At 53.1% G+C, this 24,636-nt stretch carries 19 protein-coding genes; 1 reads left to right on the top strand and 18 read right to left on the bottom strand.

The window, feature by feature from the left end; all coding sequences use genetic code 11:
- Positions 1–18: 18 nt before the first annotated feature.
- The 7 genes from ACFL9S_RS03155 to cmoM all read right to left on the bottom strand — a co-directional run bounded on the left by ACFL9S_RS03155 (position 19) and on the right by cmoM (position 10,711).
- The gene (locus ACFL9S_RS03155; protein ID WP_405260242.1) at positions 19–648 is read right to left on the bottom strand and encodes an MBL fold metallo-hydrolase; all 630 of its coding nucleotides are present in this window, start codon (positions 646–648) and stop codon (positions 19–21) included.
- A gap of 42 nt (positions 649–690) precedes the next feature.
- Positions 691–1,239 carry a DUF882 domain-containing protein gene (locus tag ACFL9S_RS03150; RefSeq protein WP_405260241.1) on the bottom strand — a complete coding sequence of 183 codons (549 nt, stop codon included), beginning with the start codon at positions 1,237–1,239 and terminating at the stop codon, positions 691–693.
- Between the two features lie 187 nt (positions 1,240–1,426).
- Positions 1,427–3,280 carry a L,D-transpeptidase gene (gene ldtD, locus ACFL9S_RS03145; RefSeq protein ID WP_405260240.1) on the bottom strand — a complete coding sequence of 618 codons (1,854 nt, stop codon included), beginning with the start codon at positions 3,278–3,280 and terminating at the stop codon, positions 1,427–1,429.
- 175 nt (positions 3,281–3,455) lie between these two features.
- On the bottom strand, positions 3,456–7,901 hold the full coding sequence (gene mukB / locus ACFL9S_RS03140) for a chromosome partition protein MukB (RefSeq protein WP_405260239.1): 4,446 nt from the start codon (positions 7,899–7,901) through the stop codon (positions 3,456–3,458).
- Positions 7,902–8,627 (bottom strand): chromosome partition protein MukE, encoded by a 726-nt coding sequence (gene mukE, locus ACFL9S_RS03135; RefSeq protein WP_405260238.1) that lies wholly within the window; start codon positions 8,625–8,627, stop codon positions 7,902–7,904.
- Positions 8,608–9,930, bottom strand: coding sequence for a chromosome partition protein MukF (mukF, locus tag ACFL9S_RS03130; protein WP_405260237.1), 1,323 nt, complete (start codon positions 9,928–9,930; stop codon positions 8,608–8,610). Before mukF ends, mukE begins: the two co-directional genes overlap by 20 nt.
- Positions 9,923–10,711, bottom strand: a complete 789-nt coding sequence (gene cmoM, locus ACFL9S_RS03125; protein ID WP_405260236.1) for a tRNA uridine 5-oxyacetic acid(34) methyltransferase CmoM — start codon at positions 10,709–10,711, stop codon at positions 9,923–9,925. The genes mukF and cmoM overlap by 8 nt, the downstream gene beginning before the upstream one ends.
- 235 nt (positions 10,712–10,946) lie before the next feature.
- Between cmoM and elyC the strand changes: the two genes are divergently transcribed.
- Positions 10,947–11,735, top strand: coding sequence for an envelope biogenesis factor ElyC (elyC, locus tag ACFL9S_RS03120; protein ID WP_405260235.1), 789 nt, complete (start codon positions 10,947–10,949; stop codon positions 11,733–11,735).
- Here the strand turns inward: elyC and ACFL9S_RS03115 are convergent.
- The 11 genes from ACFL9S_RS03115 to aroA form a co-directional block, all read right to left on the bottom strand.
- Positions 11,712–12,605, bottom strand: a complete 894-nt coding sequence (locus tag ACFL9S_RS03115) for a YcbJ family phosphotransferase (protein ID WP_405260234.1) — start codon at positions 12,603–12,605, stop codon at positions 11,712–11,714. The genes elyC and ACFL9S_RS03115 overlap by 24 nt on opposite strands.
- Positions 12,606–12,722: 117 nt before the next feature.
- Positions 12,723–13,469 (bottom strand): 3-deoxy-manno-octulosonate cytidylyltransferase, encoded by a 747-nt coding sequence (gene kdsB / locus ACFL9S_RS03110; protein ID WP_405260233.1) that lies wholly within the window; start codon positions 13,467–13,469, stop codon positions 12,723–12,725.
- Positions 13,466–13,648: a Trm112 family protein gene (locus ACFL9S_RS03105; RefSeq protein ID WP_405260232.1), complete on the bottom strand. Its 183-nt coding sequence runs from the start codon at positions 13,646–13,648 to the stop codon at positions 13,466–13,468. The genes kdsB and ACFL9S_RS03105 overlap by 4 nt, the downstream gene beginning before the upstream one ends.
- A 95-nt stretch (positions 13,649–13,743) precedes the next feature.
- Complete coding sequence (locus ACFL9S_RS03100) at positions 13,744–14,952, bottom strand: winged helix-turn-helix domain-containing protein (protein ID WP_405260231.1); 1,209 nt, start codon at positions 14,950–14,952, stop codon at positions 13,744–13,746.
- A 61-nt stretch (positions 14,953–15,013) separates the two neighbouring features.
- A complete protein-coding gene (gene lpxK, locus ACFL9S_RS03095) occupies positions 15,014–15,994 on the bottom strand; it encodes a tetraacyldisaccharide 4'-kinase (RefSeq protein ID WP_405260230.1) in 981 nt (326 codons plus the stop codon).
- A complete protein-coding gene (msbA, locus tag ACFL9S_RS03090) occupies positions 15,991–17,739 on the bottom strand; it encodes a lipid A ABC transporter ATP-binding protein/permease MsbA (RefSeq protein ID WP_405260229.1) in 1,749 nt (582 codons plus the stop codon). The genes lpxK and msbA overlap by 4 nt, the downstream gene beginning before the upstream one ends.
- Positions 17,740–17,774: 35 nt before the next feature.
- Positions 17,775–20,039: a ComEC family protein gene (locus ACFL9S_RS03085; protein ID WP_405260228.1), complete on the bottom strand. Its 2,265-nt coding sequence runs from the start codon at positions 20,037–20,039 to the stop codon at positions 17,775–17,777.
- Between the two features lie 209 nt (positions 20,040–20,248).
- The gene (gene ihfB, locus ACFL9S_RS03080) at positions 20,249–20,536 is read right to left on the bottom strand and encodes an integration host factor subunit beta (protein WP_062743871.1); all 288 of its coding nucleotides are present in this window, start codon (positions 20,534–20,536) and stop codon (positions 20,249–20,251) included.
- Between the two features lie 80 nt (positions 20,537–20,616).
- Positions 20,617–22,290 (bottom strand): 30S ribosomal protein S1, encoded by a 1,674-nt coding sequence (gene rpsA, locus ACFL9S_RS03075; RefSeq protein WP_133841034.1) that lies wholly within the window; start codon positions 22,288–22,290, stop codon positions 20,617–20,619.
- A gap of 153 nt (positions 22,291–22,443) precedes the next feature.
- Positions 22,444–23,127 carry a (d)CMP kinase gene (gene cmk / locus ACFL9S_RS03070; RefSeq protein ID WP_405260227.1) on the bottom strand — a complete coding sequence of 228 codons (684 nt, stop codon included), beginning with the start codon at positions 23,125–23,127 and terminating at the stop codon, positions 22,444–22,446.
- 148 nt (positions 23,128–23,275) lie between these two features.
- Complete coding sequence (gene aroA / locus ACFL9S_RS03065; protein ID WP_405260226.1) at positions 23,276–24,562, bottom strand: 3-phosphoshikimate 1-carboxyvinyltransferase; 1,287 nt, start codon at positions 24,560–24,562, stop codon at positions 23,276–23,278.
- Positions 24,563–24,636 lie beyond the last annotated feature (74 nt).

The raw sequence follows: 24,636 nt of genomic DNA, 5'->3' as shown, positions 1-24,636 counted from the left end.
CGCCCCTTTTTATTTGAGCTATTGCAAGAACGGGTTACTGATACGCTCACGCCCCAGCGTCGACATCGGTCCGTGACCGGGGATGAAGGTGACATCATCACCCAGCGGCAACAGTTTGTTATGAATAGAGGCTATCAGGTCGCTGTGGCTGCCCTGAGGGAAATCAGAACGCCCAACACCACCACTGAAAATAACATCGCCAGAGACCAGCAGGCGGCCTGCGCGGTCAAAGAACACAATGTGCCCCGGCGTATGCCCAGGGCAAAGCAGAACGTCCAGAGTCGTTTGCCCAACCTGCACCGTTTCCCCCTCTTCCAGCCAGCGATCGGGCGCCAGAGGAGGACATTCGGCAAAGCCGAACATCTGACTTTGCGTCGGCAGGCTATCTAGCCAGAATTTATCGGCTTTGTGTGGACCAACGACTGGCACAGCATAATGCACAGCCAGTTCGGCGGCAGCCCCCACATGATCAAGGTGGCCGTGCGTCAGCAATATTTGCGTCAGCGTAATACCTAAAGCTGCCACCTCATGCTTAATCGTCTCTGCGTCGCCACCCGGATCCACCAGCGCGGCCTCATTCGTTTCCGTACACCAAATCACCGAGCAATTCTGCGAGAACGCGGTGACCGGGATAATCTGATAATCCATAACTCTCCGTTACCGGTCACCACTGGGTGCCGGAATGTCGTTTTACCAGTTCCGAACCGGCCCGGTATCAATATGCACAAAGTTACTACTTGGGTAGTATCCTACACCACCCGCCCGCAGCGAAAGTGCGGCCTTGCGAATATTGCTTAACGAAATTCCTTCGATGTGGAAATCCATCGCCTGCCCCAGCGTGTGGTAGCTGTGTTTCGCTACGCCGCGAGTATGTGACCGCAATGAGTTGTTGGTACCCAGAGAACGGTAGCCAGAGATCAGCTGTATCGGTTTACGGCTGTCGAGTAGCGATTGCAGACGGAAAAGTTGGTCGAACAGATGGGGGTCGATGCTTTTACTTTTATTTGCCCGGTAGTCGCGGAAAAAATGATTCAGTCGTGCCAGTTCATCCCTGTCATAGCTTTTACCGTTAAAAAATTCCGTTTTGAGGTTTTCGCCGGTATTGAGATTGTTAAGCGTCAATACACGTGGGCGTGAGGTTGAAAGCGAGGCGAAAGCCTGCCCGGGGAGCAATGCCACACCGAGCGCCGCGCCGCCTAACGTCAGCCACTTACGGCGATGAGAGTCGAATTTATCCATGAATCAGTATTACCTAGCTAAAGAATTCGGAACAGTGCATTAATTACACCGTTTCGAACCTTACCGGGGGAGGATACCTACGTCAACCCAACAAAAGAAAAGCCGACGCAAAGAGTGGCAGAACACCCTTTGCGCCGGCTTTTACGCATCACCATTCCCTGCACGGGAACTGCTGATTAATCAACCATTAGAGCAATAACTGACCAGCCTGCGTTAGCGCCTGTGCGCCAGAACGCGCGGTACTGTCATAATTGTAAATATCTGTACGAAATTGCGGCTGACCGTCATCTGCCACCCAGGCAGTCAGATAATAGAGGTTAACCGGGATACGATGGCGGATGGATACATAGCGTGTATCTCCCTCTTTCAGGGTGCTGGAAATCCGCGTGTCGTTCCAGCCCACGTCCTGCAACAGCAGATTAGCCAGATCGGATGCACGATTCACACGCACGCAACCGGAACTGAGGGCGCGGATGTCTTTCTGGAACAGACCGTGATTCGGCGTGTCATGCAGATAGATCGCATCAGAACTCGGCATATTGAATTTATAGCGCCCCAGTGAATTTGTCGGGCCAGGAGCCTGACGAATACGGTACGGGAACGAGGCAGCAGAAACCATACTCCAGTCAATCATCGACGGATCAACCACCTGAGCATCACTGCTCCAACCCGACAGCAACGTATAGTTATGCTTGTACAGGTACATTGGGTCCTGCTTGACCTTCGGCACAATATCCTTGCGCACCAGCGTGGTCGGCACATTCCACGGCGGGTTGAGCACAACGTTATTGAGCGCACTGCGCATCAACGGCGTTTTACGGTCAGGACGGCCGACAATCACTCGGGAAGAGAGGATTTCATTACCGTTGACATAGTAGGCCAGTGAATAATTAGGAATGTTCACCATAATGCCATTATGCATATCATCCGGCAGCAGTCGCAGACGCTGGATATTCAATGCCAGCAGCGATGCACGACGTTGTGGGGAAACATTTAACCATTCACGCGTTCGGGCACCTATTGCGCCATCGGCTTCTAATCCCTGCCAGGTCTGGAAGCGTTTCAGCGCGGCGACCAGGTCCGGGGTATAAACATTGTCAGTATTGATGGGAGCGACAGTCCCCTGCACATTGCCGACATTTTGCGGAACAGAAGACTCGGGACGATTTTCTGACGGCATTGCAGACGGGCTGACCACGACATTGTTATCAACACTCGCCTGCACAGTAGCATCGGGCTGTGCGTTATCATCATCATGCACCAGCGGTGCATCAACAGGACCCACCACTTCTTCCGTAGGTTTTGGCTGCTCGATGTCTGCCGACATCATACCGGTACGTTGCAGAATATCGCGCAGCACAGGCATATCATTGCTGATCTGCCCAGGGCGCAGAGTCTGCTTGTCAATAAGCTGTGGCCAGGGGCGATTTTCTGCCAGAAGCGTTTTTAATGCCTGATGCATACGTACATACTGCGGATGCTGCGGTGCCAGTGAGAGAACAAAGCCATTGAGGCGGTTCTGTACTAACGCGTTTTGCCACAGGTTAATCACCGCGACAGACGGGGCTTCCATTTTATACGGCACATTGCTGTACAGCCAGGTTTCACCTTTGCTGGGGACGCCAGAAGTAAACTGCAGGTAACCCAGCATCGCATCAGACAACACCACATCACGCGCAAGGCCAGTAATACCCGGATCCGTCAGCTGTTTTACCCAGTGGACGAACTGCGGCTGAACACCGGAAATCGCGACTTCAGCCAGCTGTTGCTGGAACTGTTTTACCGCCTGCTCATCCTGCCACATCGGCTGCATACCACGACTGGCGTACAACGGAGCAAGATTTTTCAGATAGAACGGTGCTATCCCCTGCGGGAATAAGGCACTGATATGCGACGCACTCTGCGAAACACTGGTAGTTTGCACAATCGGAGCAGAGACGGGTGGAATACCCGCCACAGAAGAAGACACCGGCACCAGCCAGCACAAAAGACTACAACCCAATGCGACAGCGTGGGTGGAAAACGATTTCTGCAGCAACATCCCTTGCTCCCTGTTAAGACTGCCGGATGGGTAATCCGCAGCAATTAGTCGTTGTTATAAGTATAGAAACAGAAAACGGCATTTGCCTCTTACGTTGCAAATGCCGTTATGCAGAGTAATCTGGACACAGAAATTTTACCACTGCGTACCATTATTTTTTACAGAATTTCGTTAATCAGGCTCCCGCCTCAACATCTTTTGCCGTTATCGTCGGTTCCGCAGCAAAACCGCGCAGGCCAACAACGTGAACATGTTCCGTATTATTGAATACCTTACGAACCAGTTTGTAAGTGGTGCCTTTCTCAGGACTGATGTTTTCCGGTGCCGCGATAATCAGCTGCATTTCCAGACGATCGCAGAGTTCGAACAGCGTAGCGATAGATTTTGCATCCAGACGCGCGGCTTCATCAAGGAACAGCAGACGGCAAGGGGAAATATCTTTCCCGCGCAGACGACGCGACTCTTCCTCCCAGCTTTGCACCACCATCACCAGAATCGACATCCCGGTACCAATCGCTTCCCCTGTCGATAACGCGCCACTTTCCGCACGCAACCAGCCGTCAGAGCCACGATTAACTTCCACTTCCATCTCAAGATAGTTGCGGTAATCCAGCAGCTCCTCACCAATGGTTTGCGGTGTACGCTGGCCCATATCGATTTGCGGGTTCAGGCGCTGATAGAGTTTTGCCAGTGCTTCAGAGAAGGTCAGGCGATTGCTTTTAAACAGATCCTGATGCTGTTCATGCTGCTCAGAGAGCACATCGAGCAGCGTAGAGTGAGCTTCACGCACGTTAACGTTAAGGCGCACGCTCTTCACCTGGCCGAAACTCACGGCCTGTAAGCCCTGGTTCAACTGGCGAATACGATTCTGTTCGCGCTGAATGGTTTTACGAATAATGTTCGACACACTGCGTGAGCTGATGGCCAGCATATGCTCACGGGCGGTCAGCTCTTCCGTCAGGCGATTCAGCTCAATTTCCATCTGTTCGATGGCTTCAACCGGATCATCGGTGCGAATAATATCCTGACGGATACGCTCACGCAGATGCTGATAAACCGCAATGAAGAACTGGATTTTACGTTCTGGCCGCTTCGGATCTTCCGACAAACGCAGCACATCGCGCAGATGTTCGTTATCCGCCACCGCCAAACGCAGCGCGCCTAATGCCTTATCCGACATGGAACGCAGTTCATCACCACCGAGATACGCCAGCTCACGACGGTGCAGACGGCGCTCAACGCCATTGTCTTTCACCAGACGCAGCACAGCAACCCAGCCAGCCTTGGCACTCACCACCTGCTCGCGGCCGACCTGATACTCGCGCTCCAGACGGCGTAGTTTTTTCTGCAACGCATCAATTTCGGCTTCGCAGAAGGTCAGCTGTTTTTCCAGCTGATTGCGACGCAGACGGTTGTTGCTCAGGGCACTGTAAAGTTCGTCACGACGCAGTCGCGCTCGCTCTTCAGCGGAGGCATCCGCCTGCACGCCGATATCCAGCATCTCCTGCTGAAGCTCTTTCAACATGTCGCGTTTTGCGTCATAGGAACTTTTGAGCGAGGCCAGAACCTGTGAATACTGCGTTAACTGCGTTTGATGCTGACGTAACTGCTCACGGGCACGGGTACGTTCACCCTCCGCCTGCTCAAGGCGCTGGCGCAGCTTCTCATTGAGGTCGCTGGTGCCATTGAGCATCCCTGCGGAGTCTATGTAGCCAAAGTGCGCACGACGCTGCACCACTTCGGTCAGGGCAAAGGCCTGCTGACGCGCATCACGCTGCTGCTGCTGTGCCTGCTGGTAGTCCAGCTTCAGCTGCTCATGTTGCTCCGGATCGCTCTGCAAGACAGAAATAATAGGTTCCAGCTTCGTCAGCTGAGCGCCGTGCTGCTGTACAAAGCGCGCGGCTTCCTGCGCTTCATCCAGCTTTTCCTGAATCTCTTCATGACGATCCTGTAACGTATCGTCTAACAGCAGACTAACGCGAGGCAACAGGCGGTTAAGCTGGGCAACGCCCTCTTTCGCCTGCTCGAACTGCTGGCGCTGCTGCTGGTTTTCGCTTTCATGGTTCGTCAGCGCGCGCTCTACCTCATTACGACGAGTATTCAGCAGGCGCATTTCTGCTTCAGGATCGGACTCAAACACCACGCCAAGGTGGCTGCCGATAAAGCGGCTGAAGGACTGATGCAGACGCTGAGTTTTCTGTACATCAAATGACAACGTGGCGTAACGTTCGGCCAGCGCTTCGCGCTCGGCATGCAGAACTTCCAGCTGGTTTTCACGCGCAGCGCGGCCAAATAACGGCACTTTCGGGAAACGAGAATAACGCCACTGGCGATCTCCTGCCTTCACGACAACCGCTTTTTCCAGCTCTTCGACGTTAAATACGCTGTCATCAAATGACTGCGGATCCCCTTCGATCAGGTAGAGATCTTCCGGGCAATCGTCCAGGCCTTCAAGCTGATCGCGGATCAGCGAGAGGTCAGGCACCACAATCGCATGACGAGCCGGGCCGTACAATGCGGAGAAGTACGGCGCGTCATCAATAGTGACGTCATCATAAATTTCTGACAGCAGCACGCCGCCAAAACGTTCGGCGAGGTTGTTCAGGCGGGCATCGTCTGCCCCACCTGGCTGGCTGAGACGCTCAATCTGCTTCTCAATGTCGCGCTTGCGGGCTGATATTTCATCACGTTCTACCGTGGTTTCACGCTCACGCTCCAGCAGCTGTTGCATAAACTCAGTAACCTGCTGGCTGTTTTCCAGCGCCTGGCCCGTCTGTTCACTCAACTGCGAGAGGATCTCCTGCGCGGCCAGCCACTGCGGCGCCTGTTTGGTCAGGCGCGCAATGCGTTCACGTAGCTGCTCCAGCTCCTGGCGCAGCGTCATACGGCGCTCACCCGCATCCGCCACGCTTTCGCTCAGCAGTTCAATCTGTGCTTCCAGTTCAGCCTGTAAGGACTCTAACTCACTGGCATCATGCTGGCCGTGACGTTTGCAGAACTCACTCAGCAGGCGTTCGGCATCCTGCTGCTCACGCACACGCTGCGCCAGCTCGCTCAGGCGGCTGCGCAACGGTTGCAGTTGTTCGGCATGATAACGCTGGTTGCTGGCATCACGTAACAGATCGCGCCCCACCTGCCAGGCTTCGCTGCGGCTAACCGGGCCGGCGATTTTACTCACCAGCTCAAACGCCTGCTCAAACTGACTGTGCGCGGCCTGCGCCACGCTCATTTTTTGTTCCAGCATCAGCAACTTGTCGGTCGCTTCCTGCTCTTTCGCCTGGAAGGTTTCCTGCCATTCATCAGCATTATCTACGCTAAGGTCGCGTATCTGGCAGATTTCCTGAGCACGCTGAAGTGCCTGCAAAGCCTGCTGATACTGAATGGCACGCGTTTGCTGCACGTCCAGCGCCTGCTGGTAATCAGCCAGCTGATTTTTCAGTTCATCGACTTCCAGCTCGGCATTTTCACTACGTGCTTCATTTTCTTCATGCACTTCACGCGCTTCAGCGACTACCTCATTCTGCTCTTCCAGACGGAAGGTCAGCTCTTCGAGGTCAGCATCATAGCGATCAATTTTTTCCTGCTGACGCAGTGCAGTCTGAACCAGATTGAGATGGTCGCTGGCACCCTGATAATCCGTTTCCAGATCGCTTTCAGCGGCATTGTGCTCGCTCAGTTCTCGCGCCATCTCAATATGACGATACTGCTCTGCGGATAATTGCTTGCGACTGGTGAAAAGATCATGACGAACCTGCATCGCACCATCAAGGTGGATACGGCGCTCATTGGCATGACGCATATAGTCTGCCGACACATAGCTGGTCGCTTCTGAGATCAGATGCTTGAACAGGTCGCGGTCAGACTGGGTCACGCGGATCGCTTCCAGCGTCATGCGGTTCTCACGCAACGCGGCTTCCATATCCTGGAACGCTTTACGCACGCCGCTGTTTTCAGGCAGCAGGTAATCACGCAGTGAACGCGTGATCGCGCTGGAGATCCCGCCGTAGAGCGAGGCTTCAATCAGGCGGTAGTACTTGCTACGGTCAGCGGCAGAGCGTAAACGACGCGCTACAATACCGAGATCAAACATCACTGAGTGGTAATCCGTAATGGAGTTGTACTGTTTAAACTGCACACTCTCCATCGCTTCAAACCGCTCTTTCAGTTCGCTGATTGGCACCACGCGCGCCTGGCGTGCATTCACCGTCTCAGTCAGAATTTCGGTCGGGTTAATCGACGTCGGCAAGCCATGAATACTAAAAGGTTTGATATCCACTTTACGGTCACGGCCAGCAACCTGTTGCAATCGCACTCCGACAAGCACGCGCTGGTGCAGCGAGTTGACCACATCAAGCACCGCATAACAGACGCCTGGACGCAGCTTACCGTGCAGGCCTTTATCACGGGAGCCTGAGGTCGCTCCGGCTTCCGTGGTGTTACGGAAATGCAGTAATGTCAGGTCGGGGATGAGCGCAGTAACAAATGCTGCCATCGTGGTCGACTTACCGGCACCGTTCCCTCCTGACAGCGTTGTCACCAGCTCGTCGAGGTCAAAGGTACGGGCAAAAAATCCGTTCCAGTTAATCAGCGTCAGTGAGCGAAACTTTCCACGTTCAATCATTTATTCTTCCTCTCCGCTGCCCGGCACTCTGTTTTCAGCGTCACTTTCGCCGTCTTCGCTTTCATCATTCAGCGCCAGACCACCGTCAAGCTGCATCGCCTCACCGTCGCGGATCATACGCAGCTGCGCTTCACGCGCATCATCACCGCTGCGCACATCGGCACCAAAGCGAAACACGGATTCGGTGATACGGAATTTGCTGCTGTCATTTCCCATAAACCACACCATTCCCAGACGACGCAGGCGGTTTAACGACGCGCGCATCTTTTCCTGGAGCTTCTGGCGGTCAAGGTCTGAGCCGGTAGAACGCTGGTTAACCAGCTTCAGCAGTTTGCTTTCATCGGCCAGTGACATCAGCTCGTCGTGCAGTTCTTGCTGGGTGAAGATCCCTTCATTGGCCAGACGTTCCGGGCTGAGGTAGAGATAACACAAGATTTTACCCACCATCATATCCAGCTCGGACAATACCGAACGCGGGATCAGCGTGGTGGAGCGTGGTCGCAGGTAGAAAAACCCTTCCGGTGCGCGGATCAGCTCAACGTTGTAACGTGCATAGAACTCTTCCAGAAACTCCTGGTAATCCATCAGAAAGGCGTGTTGATCTAACTCTTCAATACCAATATGGCGCCCTGCGCGTAACTGGCTGTCCAGCGCCGGGAAAATCGGGTTGGCCAGTGCCTGCGCCAGTTTAACTGGCATCACTTGTTCAATATTTGTCGATGACATGTGCCTGCACCTTGGCTCCGTAATCATTAATCGCCTGCCATTTTGCAGCCAGGCCAGAGAAATCTGCTTCGGCCACGCCTAAGCGTACAGCCTGATCGACGACAATACGCGCTACATCAAAGTGACGTACGCGCGGGTATTGTGTCAGGTAATCGCGAATCACCGCCCCAAGATCCAGCGGTTTTTGCTGCGTTCTGTAGATGGCCAGCGCCTCTTCAATCATTGCCGCCAGCTGTTCACGAATGGCATTGAACTCTTCGTATTCCAGTTCAGAAGGCAGTTCACCTGTCACTTCTTCACTGCGCAGCGTCAGTTCTTCATCGCGCATATCGTACAGGCGGTCAGCATTGGCATAGGTTAGCGCCCACGGCTGATCAAAGTAATTCTGTACCGACTGACGTAAACGCTGGGCAAAGACGCGGTTTTTATCCATATCAATCGCGGTACGGATAAATTTATGTACGTGGCGGTCATAGCCTATCCACAGGTCAATCGCCTGTTGGCCCCAGCTGATAATGCGGTCGAGCTTGTTTTGCAGGTCATATACCAGCTTGTCGACGAAGCCCAGATCAGGACTGTTCATTGTGGCATCCTGGATGCGCAGCAGATTGGCCTGTAGCTTATCGCCTGCGGCCTCCAGGGTATCCTGCAGTTCACGCAGGGTGCCGGACGTTTCGTTCAACAGCAGTTCACAGCTGGATATCGCCGCACGCCAGTCTTTGTTGAGTAACTGGGCAATATCATCTTTAACGCCCTGCTGCTGCTCATCCATAATGCGCTGGGTGATATCAATGCTGTCGAAGATCTCTGCCACCGAGTATTTCAACGGAGCGAACACGTTGCGGTGCCAGTGAAATTCATCGCCATTTTCATCGGCAGCATCGGCGGCACGTTTCAGCTCACCCGCCACGATCGACAACTGCAATGAGAGGCGCAGCGTGGAGAATTCACGCTGGCGAATATAATAGTCGGTAATGCCAATGCCCAACGGCGTCAGACGATAGATGGCATTACCTTCAGCATGTTCGCTGGTAAAGCGATTGATCAAGCGCTGGCGCACCATATCGTTGATGGCATTATTGGCACGTACCACAACAGTTTCGCTGGTCTGTTCGAAGCCTTCACTGACATGGCGGAAGGCATCAATCAGTTCGCCTTCGCTCATTTCGCCATCCATGCGTTCCCCGTTCAGGGTGGCAATGGCCAGCAAAAAAGCCAGACGTTCGGTTGGTAGTGTGACGGAAAAATCATTTTTTCGCGCCCAGGCTACCAGCTCCGGTACAGTCTGGGAAAATTCACTCATAGTTCGTCTGCCTTATGGGTTTCCGCGCTGTAACGTGGATATAACGCCCTAAACTTAAAAACGGCTCCTGGCGGCAGTATTGCTTTTCCAGGGCCAGAACCTCATCAAACCGATCAACCTGCTTGGTTTTATCACGCAGGTAATCGTGAAAAACCCGGATGCCGGTTTTGTTCTCAATAGTAAAGCCACACTCTTGCAGCCAGCCATACACCTGGTCGGGATCCCGTGGGTAATCCGGAGACAGGGTTTTCTTTTTGCGCTTGGCCAGACCGGCTTGTAAATAACCGAAATTGCCCAGCACCATCGTCTGCATCAGCAAGCCATTCAGGTTATAGAACATGAGCGACAGAACGCCACCGGGCTTCAGTGCGTCATACAGCGCCGCCAGCACCTGCTGGGGTTCCGCGACCCATTCCAGCACCGCGTGAAACAATACCAGATCAACCGGTTTATCCAAATGTTGACCGACCTGCTGAGCGCTAATTTGTTCGAATTGCATGTTACTGCTCACACCTTTTTCATCGGCAAGGCGGCGAGCACGGGACAGCATCTCTTCGGAGACATCACACAGCAGCACCTGATGGCCCCGGGCGGCAATGCCGCAGCCGGTTTGCCCTTCTCCGCCACCCGCATCCAGCACCGACAGCGGACCGTCCGGGAACGTGGTCAATAGCGCATCAAGATCCTCCCAGAGAATGGCCTGGCGAATACGGCCTTTGGTGGTACCGTAAATATTCTGAGAAAATTTTTCTGCGATATCATCAAAGTTGCGATCCTGCATACAACGGCTCCGGCATTCTGGGCATGATTCTACGGGGATTACCCGGCTGTTTCGAGCGGCAGTCAGACGTTAAACTGCGTTTATTCACGTCAGCCTGTGAAGTGAAGAAAATGCGTCAGTGTGTCTGTGGCTTGAAAGATGCGGGGTATTTTGGCATACACTGGCAAATAATGAACCTTTCAGTCATCGCTTCGTGATTGTGTGATGTTTTTTCGGACAAAAGGAACCTTTTTTGATGTTTTTTGCACTGAAAAAAATTGTTGGCGGCCTGCTGCTTCCACTGCCAATGCTGCTGCTGATGATGGCACTAGGGATTATCTTACTCTGGTTCAGCCGCTGGCAGAAAAGCGGCAAAACACTCATCTCCGTTTCCTGGACCATTCTGCTGCTGATCAGCCTGCAACCTATTGCTGATCGGCTGCTCGCACCCATCGAAAATCGCTACCCCACCTGGCATAATCAGCATCCGGTGGAGTTCGTCGTGGTGCTCGGCGGTGGCTACACCTGGAATCCGCAATGGGCACCCAGCTCAAATATGCTGAATAACAGCCTGCCACGCCTCACTGAGGGTATTCGCATTTTGCAGGCAAATCCTGGGGCAAAACTGATCGTCACCGGCGGACGAGCGCAGGGTAATCCGATGAGTTCAGCGGCAGTGGCCTCATTGGTGGCACAATCACTGGGCGTACCGCAAAGCGCCATTATCACGCTGGATAAACCCAGCGATACCGAACAGGAAGCCCTGGAAGTGTCCCGGATTGTCGGGCAGCGCCCTTTTGCACTGGTGACATCCGCCAACCATCTGCCGCGAGCCATGATCTTCTTTCAGCGTCAGGGCCTGAATCCCTCGCCTGCGCCGGCCAACCAGTTGGCGGTCACATCTCCACTGAATTTCTGGGAGCGAGTGATGCCGTCATCATTCTGGCTGGGCCATAGCGAACGCGCGATCTACGAAACCCTGGGACGCTTGTGGCAATGGCTGAAACCTGCCACCAAACCGTCAGTCGAGCCAGGGAAGGAGTGACTGGCTGGCTGCCGTGAAACGCGCACGGTCAAACTGCGCGGTGTGAATGAGCCGCGCAATTTCCTCCCAAAGAATATAGAGCCAGCGGCGCGCGACAAACCCATCTGCTACGGGGGCACGCCGCAAATACTCACTGACGATGCCATCGCCTGCACCGGAGGCGCACAGCGGATGCAGCTCGAATTCTCGTGGTGCCCAAAGTATCGTACCGGGATTAATCATCGCCAGTAACTGGTCGCCCCAGGCTTCTTTCATTATGCTGCTGAGCACAAGATTGCCGTGAACCAGAACACAGGGATCGTCAAAATCTTTAAACAGTACAGGCAGACTCTGACGGCTGCGATAAAGCACACGCCGATCATCCATCGTCAGTAATGCAGGGCGCAGATAGTTGAGCGTCGCCCACAGGACTTCCACACGCTGCGCATACCAGGCGGGCCAACGGTTCTGCTGAGTACTGTCTACTGTTCCCACCATGCCATGACTGTCAATACGGTGCCAGCCGAGCATCCCCTCAACAATCTGTTCCTGCAGCTGATACCAGCGCTCAGGCGTACGTGTGGGCGCTTCAACGGAAACGCCGCCAATGCGCTCAATCAGTAACACTTCATGCAAGGGTGGCTGCTGGCTGATAACTAAGCCATACACGGCGGGAACGCGCACTTTCCCTTCACGCATCAGCATTGACAGCTTATGCGCTTCCTGGGAAGCAATGCCCTTCATGCTGAAGTATTTCGCCACTAATGGCAGTGAATGACCGCTGTCATCGTAAAGGGTATAGAGGCTGGCGTAAGGCTGCTGGCTGATACATTCAACCCGACTGACGGGTTCACCCAGCACCAGTGCCAGCTCAGATCGCAGTTGTTCCATCTGCCCTCCTTATCAGGCAAGAGGTCTTATGATGGTGCGAAAAAAGGAGATTTGCTCCGTACTGGATCAAATTAGTTGTATAAACTGCGGGGCCAGCGATGCGGCCCCGACGCGGATTTACTGCATGGCTGCGCGAACGCGTAGCAAATCCTCTGGCGTATCAACACCCACGCTGGGAATGGCTTTTGCCACATCCACATGGATTTTCTCGCCATACCAAAGAACACGCAACTGCTCCAGCAGTTCGATATGTTCCAGCGGGCTGGCTTCCCAACGAACATAACGGCGGATAAATCCGGCACGATAGGCGTAAATACCAATATGACGCAGGAAGTGGTCGCCGATAGTCTCACGGGAGACGGCAAAGCGCTCACGATCCCACGGAATAGTGGCACGTGAGAAGTACAGCGCATAGCCGTTAGCATCACGTACTACCTTCACCGCATTCGGGTTAAAGGCTTCTTCCGCAGAGTCAATCGGCACCGCCAGTGTCGCCATACCGGCGCTGCTGCTGGCCAGATTGTCCGCCACCTGACGAATAATAACCGGAGGGATCATGGGTTCATCACCCTGAACATTCACAATGACCGTGTCATCCGGGAACTGGTAGTGATCAATCACTTCTGCAAGGCGTTCAGTACCGGATTGATGGTCAGCGCGAGTCATACACACCTCACCACCGGCGGCTTCCACTGCGCGTGCCACATCCTGGTTATCCGTGGCCACAATAACGCGCTCAGCACCGGACTCCAGTGCACGCTCCATCACGTGAACCACCATCGGCTTGCCGTGAATATCAACCAGGGGTTTACCCGGCAGACGGGTGGAAGCAAAGCGGGCAGGAATAATGGCAACAAAACTCATGGATGGATCTCTTCAAGCGTCAGTGCACGTGCTTCAACTTCCAGCAGCACAGGAATACCGTCACGTACCGGATACGCCAGACCATCTGGTTTGCAGATGAGTTCCTGCTGCTCTTTGTTGTAATACAACTTGCCATGACAGACCGGACAAGCAACGATTTCGAGTAGACGATGATCCATAAATCCTCCGCGATAAATCCAATTTTGCAATGGGCTAAGAATACCATAGCTCTACTGGTGCAGTTACCCGCTCACCACGAAAAACATGTCCCATATTATATTTCCCAGCGAGCTGGCCAGCAGGAAAGCATGGCGTCAGGGAGTTTATTGACTTCGATCATTTCCGCCCCCTGCCAGCGGGCAAATTTTGTCAGAGCGCGCTGCACATCATTCACGAACTGCTGACTGACGCGCGTGTGCGGTTCCAGCCATAATTGTTTGACCTCCAGCACTTTTGTCTTACGCAGCATACGGGCATCCAGCCGTGCTTTTAATGCACCCCGGTGCAAAACAGGCAGGACAAAATACCCATACTGCCGCTTCTCCTCCGGCGTGTAACACTCCAGACGATAGTCAAAATCAAACAGTTCCAGCACACGTTTACGATCCCACACCAGCGGATCAAAGGGCGACAGAATAGCGGTATGTGTGGCGGCTTGCGGCTGAGCCAGCTGTGCAAACAGTGTGTGATGGAGATACATCGTGCCAAGCCCTTCCACCTGTACCTCACGCACTGTTCCCTGCTCCAGCCAGCCAGCGATGGCCTGGAGGACCGGTGCCCGCTTCAGACGGTAATAATCCGCCAGCCAGCCCGCACGAAATATCCCCAGGCTCGCCGCACTGTTATCCAGCATACGCTGGACAGCGTCAGCTTCGCTTAGTGCATGCTGCGCATCATCCCAATCGGGCATTACCCGCTGCCGCAGGTCATAAACACGCTGGAACTGACGGCGTTCACTGACCATCAGCTCACCCGTGGTAAACAGATTTTCCAGATGACGCTTATGAGGTTTCCACGCCCACCAGCCAGGCTTCTGCCCTGCCGGTGCCGTAAAATCAGCCGAGCGAACTGCGCCATTTTCACGGATATATGCCAGCAAACTGGCGATATCCTGCTGATGCTCATCCATCCACGCCTGGTTGTACTTCCAGCCTAATGCTGAGGGATTCAGCATGCGGTGACGCAACAGGGGATAATCTTCAACAGGAATAAAGCAGGCTTCATGTGCCCAGTATTCAAACAGGTTTCGCTGTGCCAGCGCCTGCTCAAGCCAGATGTGGGGATACTCGCCGAGGCGGCTGAATAACACAAGATAAGGACTTCGCGCCACCACGTGGATGGTGTCGATTTGCAGCAGTGACATTCGGCGTATCACCGACAGCAGATCGTCAAATCGGGCTTTATGTGAAGGTGGGCGCAACAGCCCCTGAGCCGCCAGCTGAAGCTGACGCGCCTGAACAAGAGAAAGAGTTACTGCCGTCATAATGCCACCCGTTAAGTTCAGATGGCTTCAGTGTAGCGCGATGTTACTGATTGTGGCCAAATTAGCGGGGAATTAATGCACTGATTTTGTTCAGCAATGCGCCGGACTGCTCATCGGGGAGCATGGCATCAACCGGTAGATACCACCAGTTGCCTGTCGCGAAAGCGCGCGCTTTGACCGCATCTTTCTCGGTCATCAACAATGTCTGCCCGTCCGTTATCAGGGCATTCAGGGTATCGGCACTGTAATTCTGATGGTCAGCGAAAGAGACCTCTTTTTGGGTCACTACACCTTGTTGACGCAGCGTATTGAAAAAACGTGGAGGGTGACCAATACCGGCCATCGCCACCACATTTTGTAGCTGTGCTGCCGGACGACGTTCCCCTGAAAGCAGGTTCACAGCCTGACCCGGCACCAATTGCATCGAGAGTTCGCCCGGCTGCGCCCGACCACCGTTAGTGATCACGGCAGTAACACTTTTCAGGCGGGCAGCGCGTTCACGCATTGGACCTGCGGGTAACCACCAGCCATTACCAAAGCGGCGTTCACCATCTATCACCACGATTTCAATATCACGCGCCAGTGCATAGTGCTGCAATCCATCATCAGTGATAATGACATCTACCCCACCATCGTTCACCAATGCTTCTACCGCCAGACGGCGCTGGGGGGCGACGGCGACGGCAGCACCGGTACGCTGATAGATCAGAACCGGCTCATCACCGGCTTCACGGGTCGTCGTATCTGCACCCAGCACCAGCGGGTAGCTTTCTGCTTTGCCGCCGTAACCACGAGACACCACGCCAACGCGAAACCCACGCTGTTGCAGCGCCTGTACCAGCCAGATGACCACCGGCGTTTTGCCATTCCCGCCCGCAGTAAGATTACCGACGATCACCACAGGAACAGGTGCGCGCCACGCTTTACGCCAGCCCCAACAATAGCTAAGGCGAAGCAGATTGCTGATCAGCCCATATAGCAGGCTGAAGGGTACCAGCAACAGATAAAGCGCAGAGCGGCCGCTCCAGATACGTTCAATCATTGGCCAAATTGCATCTTATGCAGTTGCGCATACACACCACGCTCTGCCAGCAACATCTCGTGGCTGCCACGCTCAACGATTTGACCATCTTCAACCACCACAATCTCATCCGCCTTTTCAATTGTAGAAAGACGGTGTGCAATCACCAGCGAAGTCCGGTTCTTTTGCAACTCGTCCAGGGCTGACTGAATAGCGCGCTCAGACTCGGTATCCAGAGCAGAGGTGGCTTCATCCAGGATCAGAATCGGGCTGTCACGCAGCAAGGCACGGGCAATGGCAATACGCTGACGCTGACCACCTGAGAGCAGAACACCATTCTCCCCGATCATTGTATCCAGGCCGTTTTCCATCTTGCCGATAAAGTCCATGGCATGGGCCATCGTTGCCGCTCTCTCAATATCTTCACGGCTGTACTGATCCTGCCGCGCATAGGCAATGTTGTTGGCGATAGTATCGTTGAACAAATGCACATTTTGCGACACCAGTGCCACCTGATTACGCAGTGAGGCAAGCGTGTATTCACGCAGGTCATATCCATCCATCAGGATCGTACCCTGCTGAACGTCATAGAAACGCGTTAGCAGACTCGCCAGAGTGGATTTACCTGAACCTGAACGTCCGACCAGAGCGACGGTTTTACCTGCAGGAATAGTCAGATTGATCTTTCGCAGTGCCGGTACTTCGCGACCAGGATAGGAAAATGTCACATCACGGAATTCAATGTCACCTTTTGCCCGCTCAACAGTGCGCTTGCCGGTGTCCACTTCCTGTTCGCTGTCGAGAATGGAGAACAACGTCTGACAGGCAGCCATACCGCGCTGAAACTGGGCATTGACGTTAGTCAGGGATTTCAGCGGACGCATCAGGGCAATCATGGATGAGAACACCACGGTGATCGTACCCGCCGTCAGGGTTTCCATCACACTCGGGAAGCTCGCGGCATACAGCACAAAAGCGAGGGCCAGCGAGGCGATCAGCTGAATAATCGGATCAGAAATAGAGGATGCTGAAACCAGTTTCATCCCCTGTTGACGCATACGATTACTCACGCGGTTAAAGCGCTCACTCTCAATATCCTGTCCACCAAAAATCAGCACTTCTTTATGCCCTTTCAGCATTTGTTCTGCGCTGGTGGTCACCTGCCCCATGGTGTTCTGCATGTTTTTACTTATATTGCGAAAACGCTTAGAGACCGTACGAATAGCAAAGGAGACGATCGGCGCCAGAACAATCAGGATCAGCGATAGCTGCCAGCTGTAGTAAAACATTAAAATAAACAGGCCAATAATCGACGCACCTTCACGTACCACGGTCACCAGTGCTCCGGAAGAGGATGACGCAACCTGCTCGGAGTCATAGGTAATGCGTGACAACAGCGTGCCGGTAGACTGCTGATCGAAGAAAGCGACAGGCATTCCCATCATATGGCTGAACAGGCGACGACGCATGCCCATAACCACATTGCCAGAAACCCATGAGATGCAGTAGCTGGAAGCGTAGCTGGTAACGCCGCGAACTAACATCAGACCCATTACGGCAAGCGGCATCCACAGCAAAACTGCGTTGTCCGCTTTACCAAAACCATCATCAAGTAAAGGCTTCAGCAGTGACAGCATGAGTGTATCGCCAGCCGCATTAAGAATTAGTGCGACTGCCGCCACAATCAACCCCGTCTTGTATGGCACGATCATCGGCCAGAGTCGACGGAATGTCTGCCAGGTGGAGAGATCTTTATCCAGATGCATTATTTAACCAGCTTTGAATGAAATAGCCGCTCATTCTACCTGGAATCCCTGACTACGCCAAACCACTGATGATACCAACGGTTCATTATTTGTTCTCTTAACCCCAAAAGTTGCCAGTTATCAACAAAAAAACGCGCGCTGATCTGTCCAGAAAGGGCCGTATCATGCCATTCCACGTGATTTTTATCGTAACGCTGAATAATCTTCGCAGCAGGTAGCCGCCATGCACTATAGCGTGCAGCAGATGCGACAGCTGCTGTCGCTGCCACTGCACGTAAGAAAGGGGGTGAAGAGGACGTACTGCTACCGTGATGTGGAACCTGCAACAAATCGGCCGCCAGGTTGGCGCGCTGTTCAGCGACCATTTTTAGTTCTGCCGGGGCCTCAATATCTCCTGTCAGCAGCACTCGCCATTTTCCGTCAGTGATGGCGACAACACAGGATTGGTTGTTTCCCTCCCCTTCTTCCTCTGCTGGTGGCCAGAGAACGCTGAACTGTAGATCCTGCCAGTACCAGCGGATCCCTTTGCGGCAGGGTAAGTGCCCCTGACGCGCCAGAGCGCTGCGCACGCGCGCCGCCGGGAACGCCGTCTGCATGCTTTCCAGCCCACCAATATGGTCAAGATGGCCATGGCTAACAACAATATCGGTAACATTTAATCCCTGCCAGGTAAGCCACGGTAGGATCTGGCTGCGGGCAGCATCTCCTCCAGGCCAGCGGTGACCCGTATCATATAAAGTGGCTTCTCCGTGACGAGAAACAACGACGGCCAACCCATGTCCAACATCCAGCATATCGACACGCCAGTGCGGGAGGGATCCCACTTCGCGCCAGCTACACAGCAGAAGAGCGGCACTCAACAGGCTGATCGGTGAGCTGCGCCACCAGCCGAAACGCAGACTCAACAGTATCAACCAACATAACAGGCTGGCAGCCCCCAGCGTTTGGTCCAGAGGAAACCAGCCACGAGGTAAATGTTGTAGAGGAATAAAAACCAGAGCAAGAGAGTGGTCAACCGATTGCCACAGTAACGTGCTGACCCAGGGCAACGGGTTGCAAACAATAGCCACCAGGATCAAAGGCACTGTCAGCATAGTGATTAGCGGAACGGCCCAGAGATTTGCCACCAACGAACTTAGGCTAACCCCATGAAAAAGCAGCGCTTGCAGTGGCATTAATAGCAGCAGCATTCCTATTTGCAGATGCAGTAATCGCAACAGCAGCCAGCGCTTACCACGGTTAAAACGTTGGGGAAGAGGAAAAAAGTGAAACCACAGCAACAGACCAGCTACTGCCATTGCTGATAGCCAAAGACTGTCAGAAAGTACGCTGATTGGGTCAAAAAAAAGGATCAATGCGATGCACAAGCACCACACCTGCCAACTATGGCAGTTGATGAAACGTAAGCGAAGCGTACTCCAGACCAGCAAAGAGAGTATTGCCCGCAGCGCAGGGGGATTACCACCTGATAACCAGCAATAGGTTAGTGCCACCAGCAGGCTGCAATACATTGGCAAGCGATAACCAATACACCAGGCAGGCAAAGCAAACTGAATACCACGCGACAACACCCATCCAAAACTTGCAGCAAGGGCAATATGCATACCTGAAATCGCCATCAGATGTGCAGTGCCGGTTTCACGCAGCAGCTGATTTCTCTCCCTATCTACATCCGCTCTTTCGCCAAAAGCCAGTGCGGAGATCAATGCATGCCACGTCAGATGTCCATAGTTCTTTTGCGTGGCATTTATTACTCTGGCACGCCAGCTGCATTGTGAATCAAGGGCTGATGCCGACATCACTCTGCCAGTGAGTGGCGTATGATTAGCCAGCGCAAAACGCTGGTGGTCAAACCCTCCTTCGTTGAGCTGAGCATGCACTGGGCGCAAAACCAAATCCATGTTCCAGTGCTGCCCGGCACAAAATGCTATCTCCTGCGGCTGCACTTTCAGGCTGGCATAAATCGGTGGGAATAGAATCCTGTCTTTGTAGCGCAGCAGCCGTACTTTAATCATCTTCCCATCTGGTAGTACGTTGTCCACGACAATTTCTGCATTCAATTGCCCGTGCGTCAGCTGTTCTATCTGATCCAACATTGCGCGCCCTGCGCTGACTGCCCAGAGGAACAAGACCAGGATCAGCGCGACTATTTTCGCTCGACGCCATCCGGACAGAGCTAATAGCAGGGCAAGGGACAAAATGGGCAGATCGTAGACAGCAGCGGGAAGCCTGGGCAGGAAACTCAGTGGTAGCGTTGCGGCAATGACGCTCCATGCCAGCCGATTCACAGTTATAAACATGACACCTCCCTGTATCAATGATCGCCAGTGTGCAGCAATCACTATCGGGTGTCAGGTGGACGGGAAAGGATTCTGAAAACGTCTCGCTAACAATTTTCGTTGTTTGCAAATTTCACAAAATTTTTGTGCATCAGCATGTAATTTTATTTAGGGCAAAAAAAACGACACCGAAGTGTCGTTTTATCGATTCATCGCAATACCCTAAGGTATTAGCCGCCGTAAATATTAGCGCGATCCCGCAACTCTTTACCTGGCTTGAAGTGTGGAACGTATTTACCTTCCAACTCCACTTTGTCACCCGTTTTCGGGTTACGGCCAGTGCGAGGTGCACGATAGTGTAAAGAGAAGCTGCCAAATCCCCGGATTTCAATGCGTTCGCCATCTGACAACGTTGTTGCCATATGCTCAAGCATCTCTTTTACCGCATCCTCAACGACTTTCGCCGGAATATGAGAGTGCTGGCCGGCAAGTCTTTCAATCAGTTCTGACTTGGTCATATAACCTCCGGTTAATCCTTGTTAGGAAAAGTTCTGACAGTAACGACGGCACAGGGCAGCTTACGCTGCCCTGAAAGCGATTACTCGCCTTTAGCTGCTTTGAAAGCTTCAGCCATTGCGCTAGAGAAGTTGCTTTCTTCCTGTTTGGTGTTAACAGTATTGATTGCTTCTTTCTCGTCAGCCTGGTCTTTTGCACGAACAGACAGGCTAACAACGCGGTTCTTACGGTCTACACCGGTGAACTTAGCTTCAACATCATCGCCAACATTCAGAACCAGAGTTGCGTCTTCTACGCGGTCCAGCGATGCTTCAGAAGCACGCAGGTAACCTTCAACGCCGTCTGCTAATTCAACTGTAGCACCTTTAGCGTCAACAGCAGTCACTTTACCGTTAACAATTGCACCTTTCTTGTTCAGAGAGATGTAGTTGTTGAACGGATCTTCTGCCAGCTGCTTAACGCCCAGGGAGATACGCTCGCGCTCTGCGTCAACTTGCAGAACAACAGCAGCGATTTCGTCGCCTTTCTTGTATTCACGAACTGCTTCTTCTCCGGTAGCGTTCCAGGAGATGTCAGACAGGTGAACCAGGCCGTCGATGCCGCCGTCCAGGCCGATGAAGATACCGAAGTCAGTGATTGACTTGATTTTACCTTCAACACGGTCGCCCTTGTTGTGGGTTTCTGCAAACTGCTGCCATGGGTTAGATTTGCACTGCTTCAGACCCAGGGAGATACGACGACGTTCTTCATCGATGTCCAGAACCATAACTTCAACAACATCACCAACGTTAACAACTTTAGATGGGTGAATGTTTTTGTTGGTCCAGTCCATTTCAGAAACGTGTACCAGGCCTTCAACGCCTTCTTCGATTTCAACGAAGCAGCCGTAGTCGGTCAGGTTAGTTACACGACCAGTCAGCTTGGTGCCTTCTGGGTAACGTTTCGCGATAGCAACCCATGGATCTTCGCCCAGCTGCTTCAGACCCAGAGAAACACGGGTACGCTCGCGGTCGAATTTCAGAACTTTAACGGTAATTTCATCGCCAACATTCACGATTTCGCTTGGATGCTTAACGCGTTTCCATGCCATATCAGTGATGTGCAGCAGGCCGTCAACGCCGCCCAGATCAACGAATGCACCGTAGTCAGTAAGGTTCTTAACGATACCTTTAACTTCCATGCCTTCCTGCAGGTTTTCCAGCAGCTGATCGCGCTCTGCGCTGTTTTCGGATTCGATAACCGCACGACGTGAAACTACAACGTTGTTACGTTTCTGATCCAGCTTGATGACTTTGAACTCAAGCTCTTTGCCTTCCAGGTGCAGTGTATCGCGCACTGGACGAACGTCTACCAGTGAACCTGGCAGGAACGCACGAATGCCATTCAGCTCAACTGTGAAGCCACCTTTAACTTTGCCGTTGATAACACCGGTAACAGTTTCAGCATCTTCGTAAGCTTTTTCCAGTGTAATCCATGCTTCGTGACGTTTAGCTTTCTCACGAGACAGCAGAGTTTCACCGAAGCCGTCTTCCACTGCATCCAGCGCAACGTCAACTTCGTCGCCTACCTGGATTTCCAGTTCGCCGGCTGCGTTCTTGAACTGCTCTGCAGGGATCGCAGATTCAGATTTCAGACCCGCATCAACCAGGACTACGTCTTTGTCGATAGAGACAACAACGCCACGAACGATGGAACCCGGACGGGTTTCGATTGTTTTTAGGGATTCTTCAAATAGTTCAGCAAAAGATTCAGTCATATTGATAATCTTCAGGATTCTTCAATTTAACGTCCACCTGACATCCTGCCGGGTGGGGTTGTTTCACATGCTCCATGACATCCATATCACAGAGTTAGATAAATCATTCTACAGGCCGCAGCTCATGTAGAGGTCACTAAGCGTAGTTGAAATTTACGCTAGCGCGAGTTTCTCACGCGCATATTTTAACGCAATCTCGATCACCTGCTCAATCGACATCGTCGTCGAATCAAGCACTAAGGCATCTTCAGCCGGCACCAACGGTGCAATGGCTCGATTACGGTCACGCTCATCGCGCTCTTTTATCTCAGATAAAAGGCGCTCAAAGTTAACACTAAAGCCCTTTTCCTGCAACTGTAGCATACGACGGTTAGCACGTTCTTCAGAGCTGGCATCAAGGAAGATTTTCACTGGCGCATCAGGGAAAACCACCGTGCCCATATCGCGACCATCGGCAATCAATCCGGGGAAATCCCGGAAACCACGTTGACGGCGCAACAATGCTTCACGCACACGAGGGAATGCGGCCACTTTGGAGGCGGTGTTACTGACATCCTGAGTACGGATTTCACCAGTAACATTTTCACCTTCCAGAATGACTTCCATTTCGCCATTGTTAGAAACAAAACGCACATCAAGATGGGCAGCGATAGGAACCAACGCTTCTTCAGACGCCATATCTACCTGATGATGCAGCGCAGCCAGGGCCAGAACGCGATAAATTGCGCCGGAATCCAACAGGTGCCAGTGCAACGCCTCGGCCATCGCTTTACACAATGTACCTTTCCCTGCACCACTTGGGCCATCAATGGTGATTACTGGGGCTATTGCCATCATGTCGTTCTCCTGTCGGTGGAATGCCTGAGCAGCAGATGCCCGGACAAATATCGACGCGCATTATACCCCTCGTGCATGAAGCTGCAACTGCGTTGGTTGCGCACCGTGCGCTGTTAAGAACGGTACGCATACATAACGAATATGCCCGTTACGCCAGTTGACTAATACGGGCGAGCTGTTCGAAGTAGTCAGGAAATGTTTTCGCCGTGCATTTAGGGTCAAGGATGGTCACTGGCGTTGAGGAAAGTGCCACCAGGGAGAAACACATCGCCATACGGTGATCGTTATACGTGCCAATTTCAGCAAACTTAACCTGGGCAGGGGGTGTAATGCGGATGAAGTCATGGCCCTCTTCAACTTCAGCGCCCACTTTACGCAGTTCAATGGCCATCGCCGCCAGACGGTCAGTCTCTTTCACACGCCAGTTATAGATATTGCGCATAACCGTCGTGCCTTTCGCAAACAGTGCAGCCGTTGCAATAGTCATGGCTGCATCAGGGATATGATTCATATCCAGGTCGATGGCATTGAGATCGCCACGCGTACAGGCAATAAAATCATCGCCCCACTCCACGCTGGCGCCCATTTTTTCCAGTACGTCCGCAAAGCGAATATCGCCCTGCATACTGTTACGGCCAATACCGGTCACTTTCACCGTCCCACCTTTGATGGCGGCAGCGGCAAGGAAGTAAGACGCAGAAGATGCATCACCTTCAACCAGGTAGTCGCCTGGAGCCTGATACTGCTGCTGGCCACGAATGTGAAACGCGCGGTAATCTTCATTCTCAACCTTAACGCCAAAGGTCGCCATCAGGTTGAGCGTGATATCAATATACGGTTTTGATACCAGATCGCCTTTAATCTCGATACGGGTATCGTTTTCTGCCAAAGGCGCAGTCATCAGCAATGCCGTCAGGAACTGGCTGGAAACGCTACCGTCGACGGCGACTTCGCCACCACGGAATCCCCCTTTCAGGCGCAACGGTGGATAGTCTTCCTGCTCAAGATATTCAACATCGGCCCCCCCCTGACGTAAAGCATCAACCAGGTGTCCGATCGGCCGTTCTTTCATGCGAGGCTCACCGGTCAGAACGATGTCATTGCTGCCCAGGCACAGTGCCGCTGCCAGAGGACGCATTGCCGTTCCGGCGTTGCCGAGGAACAGTTCCAGCGCGCCTTCTGCCTGAAGTGCACCGCCCTGACCTTCGACTTCACACACGGTGCGGTCGGCAGACAGCGTGAAATGAACACCCAGTGCCTGAAGTGCATTCAGCATATGGCGAACATCGTCGCTATCGAGCAGATTCGTCAGGCGGGTGGTGCCTTTTGCCAGTGCGGCCAGCAGCAGCGCGCGGTTAGACACGCTCTTAGAACCTGGAAGGTTAACGGTGCCGTCGACCAGGGCGATAGGTTGTAACGTCAGGGAATCCTGCATGTGAAACGTATTCTCCAAAATAATTACAATGAAACCCCGCTGGGCTGCGGGGTTTCAGATTCAAAACTTACTGC

This window comes from Erwinia sp. AnSW2-5 (assembly GCF_045107195.1).
In the GTDB taxonomy this organism is placed as follows: Bacteria; Pseudomonadota; Gammaproteobacteria; order Enterobacterales; family Enterobacteriaceae; genus Erwinia.
Note: the sequence above shows the minus strand (reverse complement) of the source record. Positions and strands in the feature narration are given on the sequence as shown.

Bases quoted from the DNA above. Each gene is read 5' to 3' on its own strand.
- ACFL9S_RS03155 (WP_405260242.1), bottom strand. From the start codon at position 648: ATGGATTATCAGATTATCCCGGTCACCGCGTTCTCGCAGAATTGCTCG.
- ACFL9S_RS03150 (WP_405260241.1), bottom strand. From the start codon at position 1,239: ATGGATAAATTCGACTCTCATCGCCGTAAGTGGCTGACGTTAGGCGGC.
- ldtD (WP_405260240.1), bottom strand. From the start codon at position 3,280: ATGTTGCTGCAGAAATCGTTTTCCACCCACGCTGTCGCATTGGGTTGT.
- mukB (WP_405260239.1), bottom strand. From the start codon at position 7,901: ATGATTGAACGTGGAAAGTTTCGCTCACTGACGCTGATTAACTGGAAC.
- mukE (WP_405260238.1), bottom strand. From the start codon at position 8,627: ATGTCATCGACAAATATTGAACAAGTGATGCCAGTTAAACTGGCGCAG.
- mukF (WP_405260237.1), bottom strand. From the start codon at position 9,930: ATGAGTGAATTTTCCCAGACTGTACCGGAGCTGGTAGCCTGGGCGCGA.
- cmoM (WP_405260236.1), bottom strand. From the start codon at position 10,711: ATGCAGGATCGCAACTTTGATGATATCGCAGAAAAATTTTCTCAGAAT.
- elyC (WP_405260235.1), top strand. From the start codon at position 10,947: ATGTTTTTTGCACTGAAAAAAATTGTTGGCGGCCTGCTGCTTCCACTG.
- ACFL9S_RS03115 (WP_405260234.1), bottom strand. From the start codon at position 12,605: ATGGAACAACTGCGATCTGAGCTGGCACTGGTGCTGGGTGAACCCGTC.
- kdsB (WP_405260233.1), bottom strand. From the start codon at position 13,469: ATGAGTTTTGTTGCCATTATTCCTGCCCGCTTTGCTTCCACCCGTCTG.
- ACFL9S_RS03105 (WP_405260232.1), bottom strand. From the start codon at position 13,648: ATGGATCATCGTCTACTCGAAATCGTTGCTTGTCCGGTCTGTCATGGC.
- ACFL9S_RS03100 (WP_405260231.1), bottom strand. From the start codon at position 14,952: ATGACGGCAGTAACTCTTTCTCTTGTTCAGGCGCGTCAGCTTCAGCTG.
- lpxK (WP_405260230.1), bottom strand. From the start codon at position 15,994: ATGATTGAACGTATCTGGAGCGGCCGCTCTGCGCTTTATCTGTTGCTG.
- msbA (WP_405260229.1), bottom strand. From the start codon at position 17,739: ATGCATCTGGATAAAGATCTCTCCACCTGGCAGACATTCCGTCGACTC.
- ACFL9S_RS03085 (WP_405260228.1), bottom strand. From the start codon at position 20,039: ATGTTTATAACTGTGAATCGGCTGGCATGGAGCGTCATTGCCGCAACG.
- ihfB (WP_062743871.1), bottom strand. From the start codon at position 20,536: ATGACCAAGTCAGAACTGATTGAAAGACTTGCCGGCCAGCACTCTCAT.
- rpsA (WP_133841034.1), bottom strand. From the start codon at position 22,290: ATGACTGAATCTTTTGCTGAACTATTTGAAGAATCCCTAAAAACAATC.
- cmk (WP_405260227.1), bottom strand. From the start codon at position 23,127: ATGATGGCAATAGCCCCAGTAATCACCATTGATGGCCCAAGTGGTGCA.
- aroA (WP_405260226.1), bottom strand. From the start codon at position 24,562: ATGCAGGATTCCCTGACGTTACAACCTATCGCCCTGGTCGACGGCACC.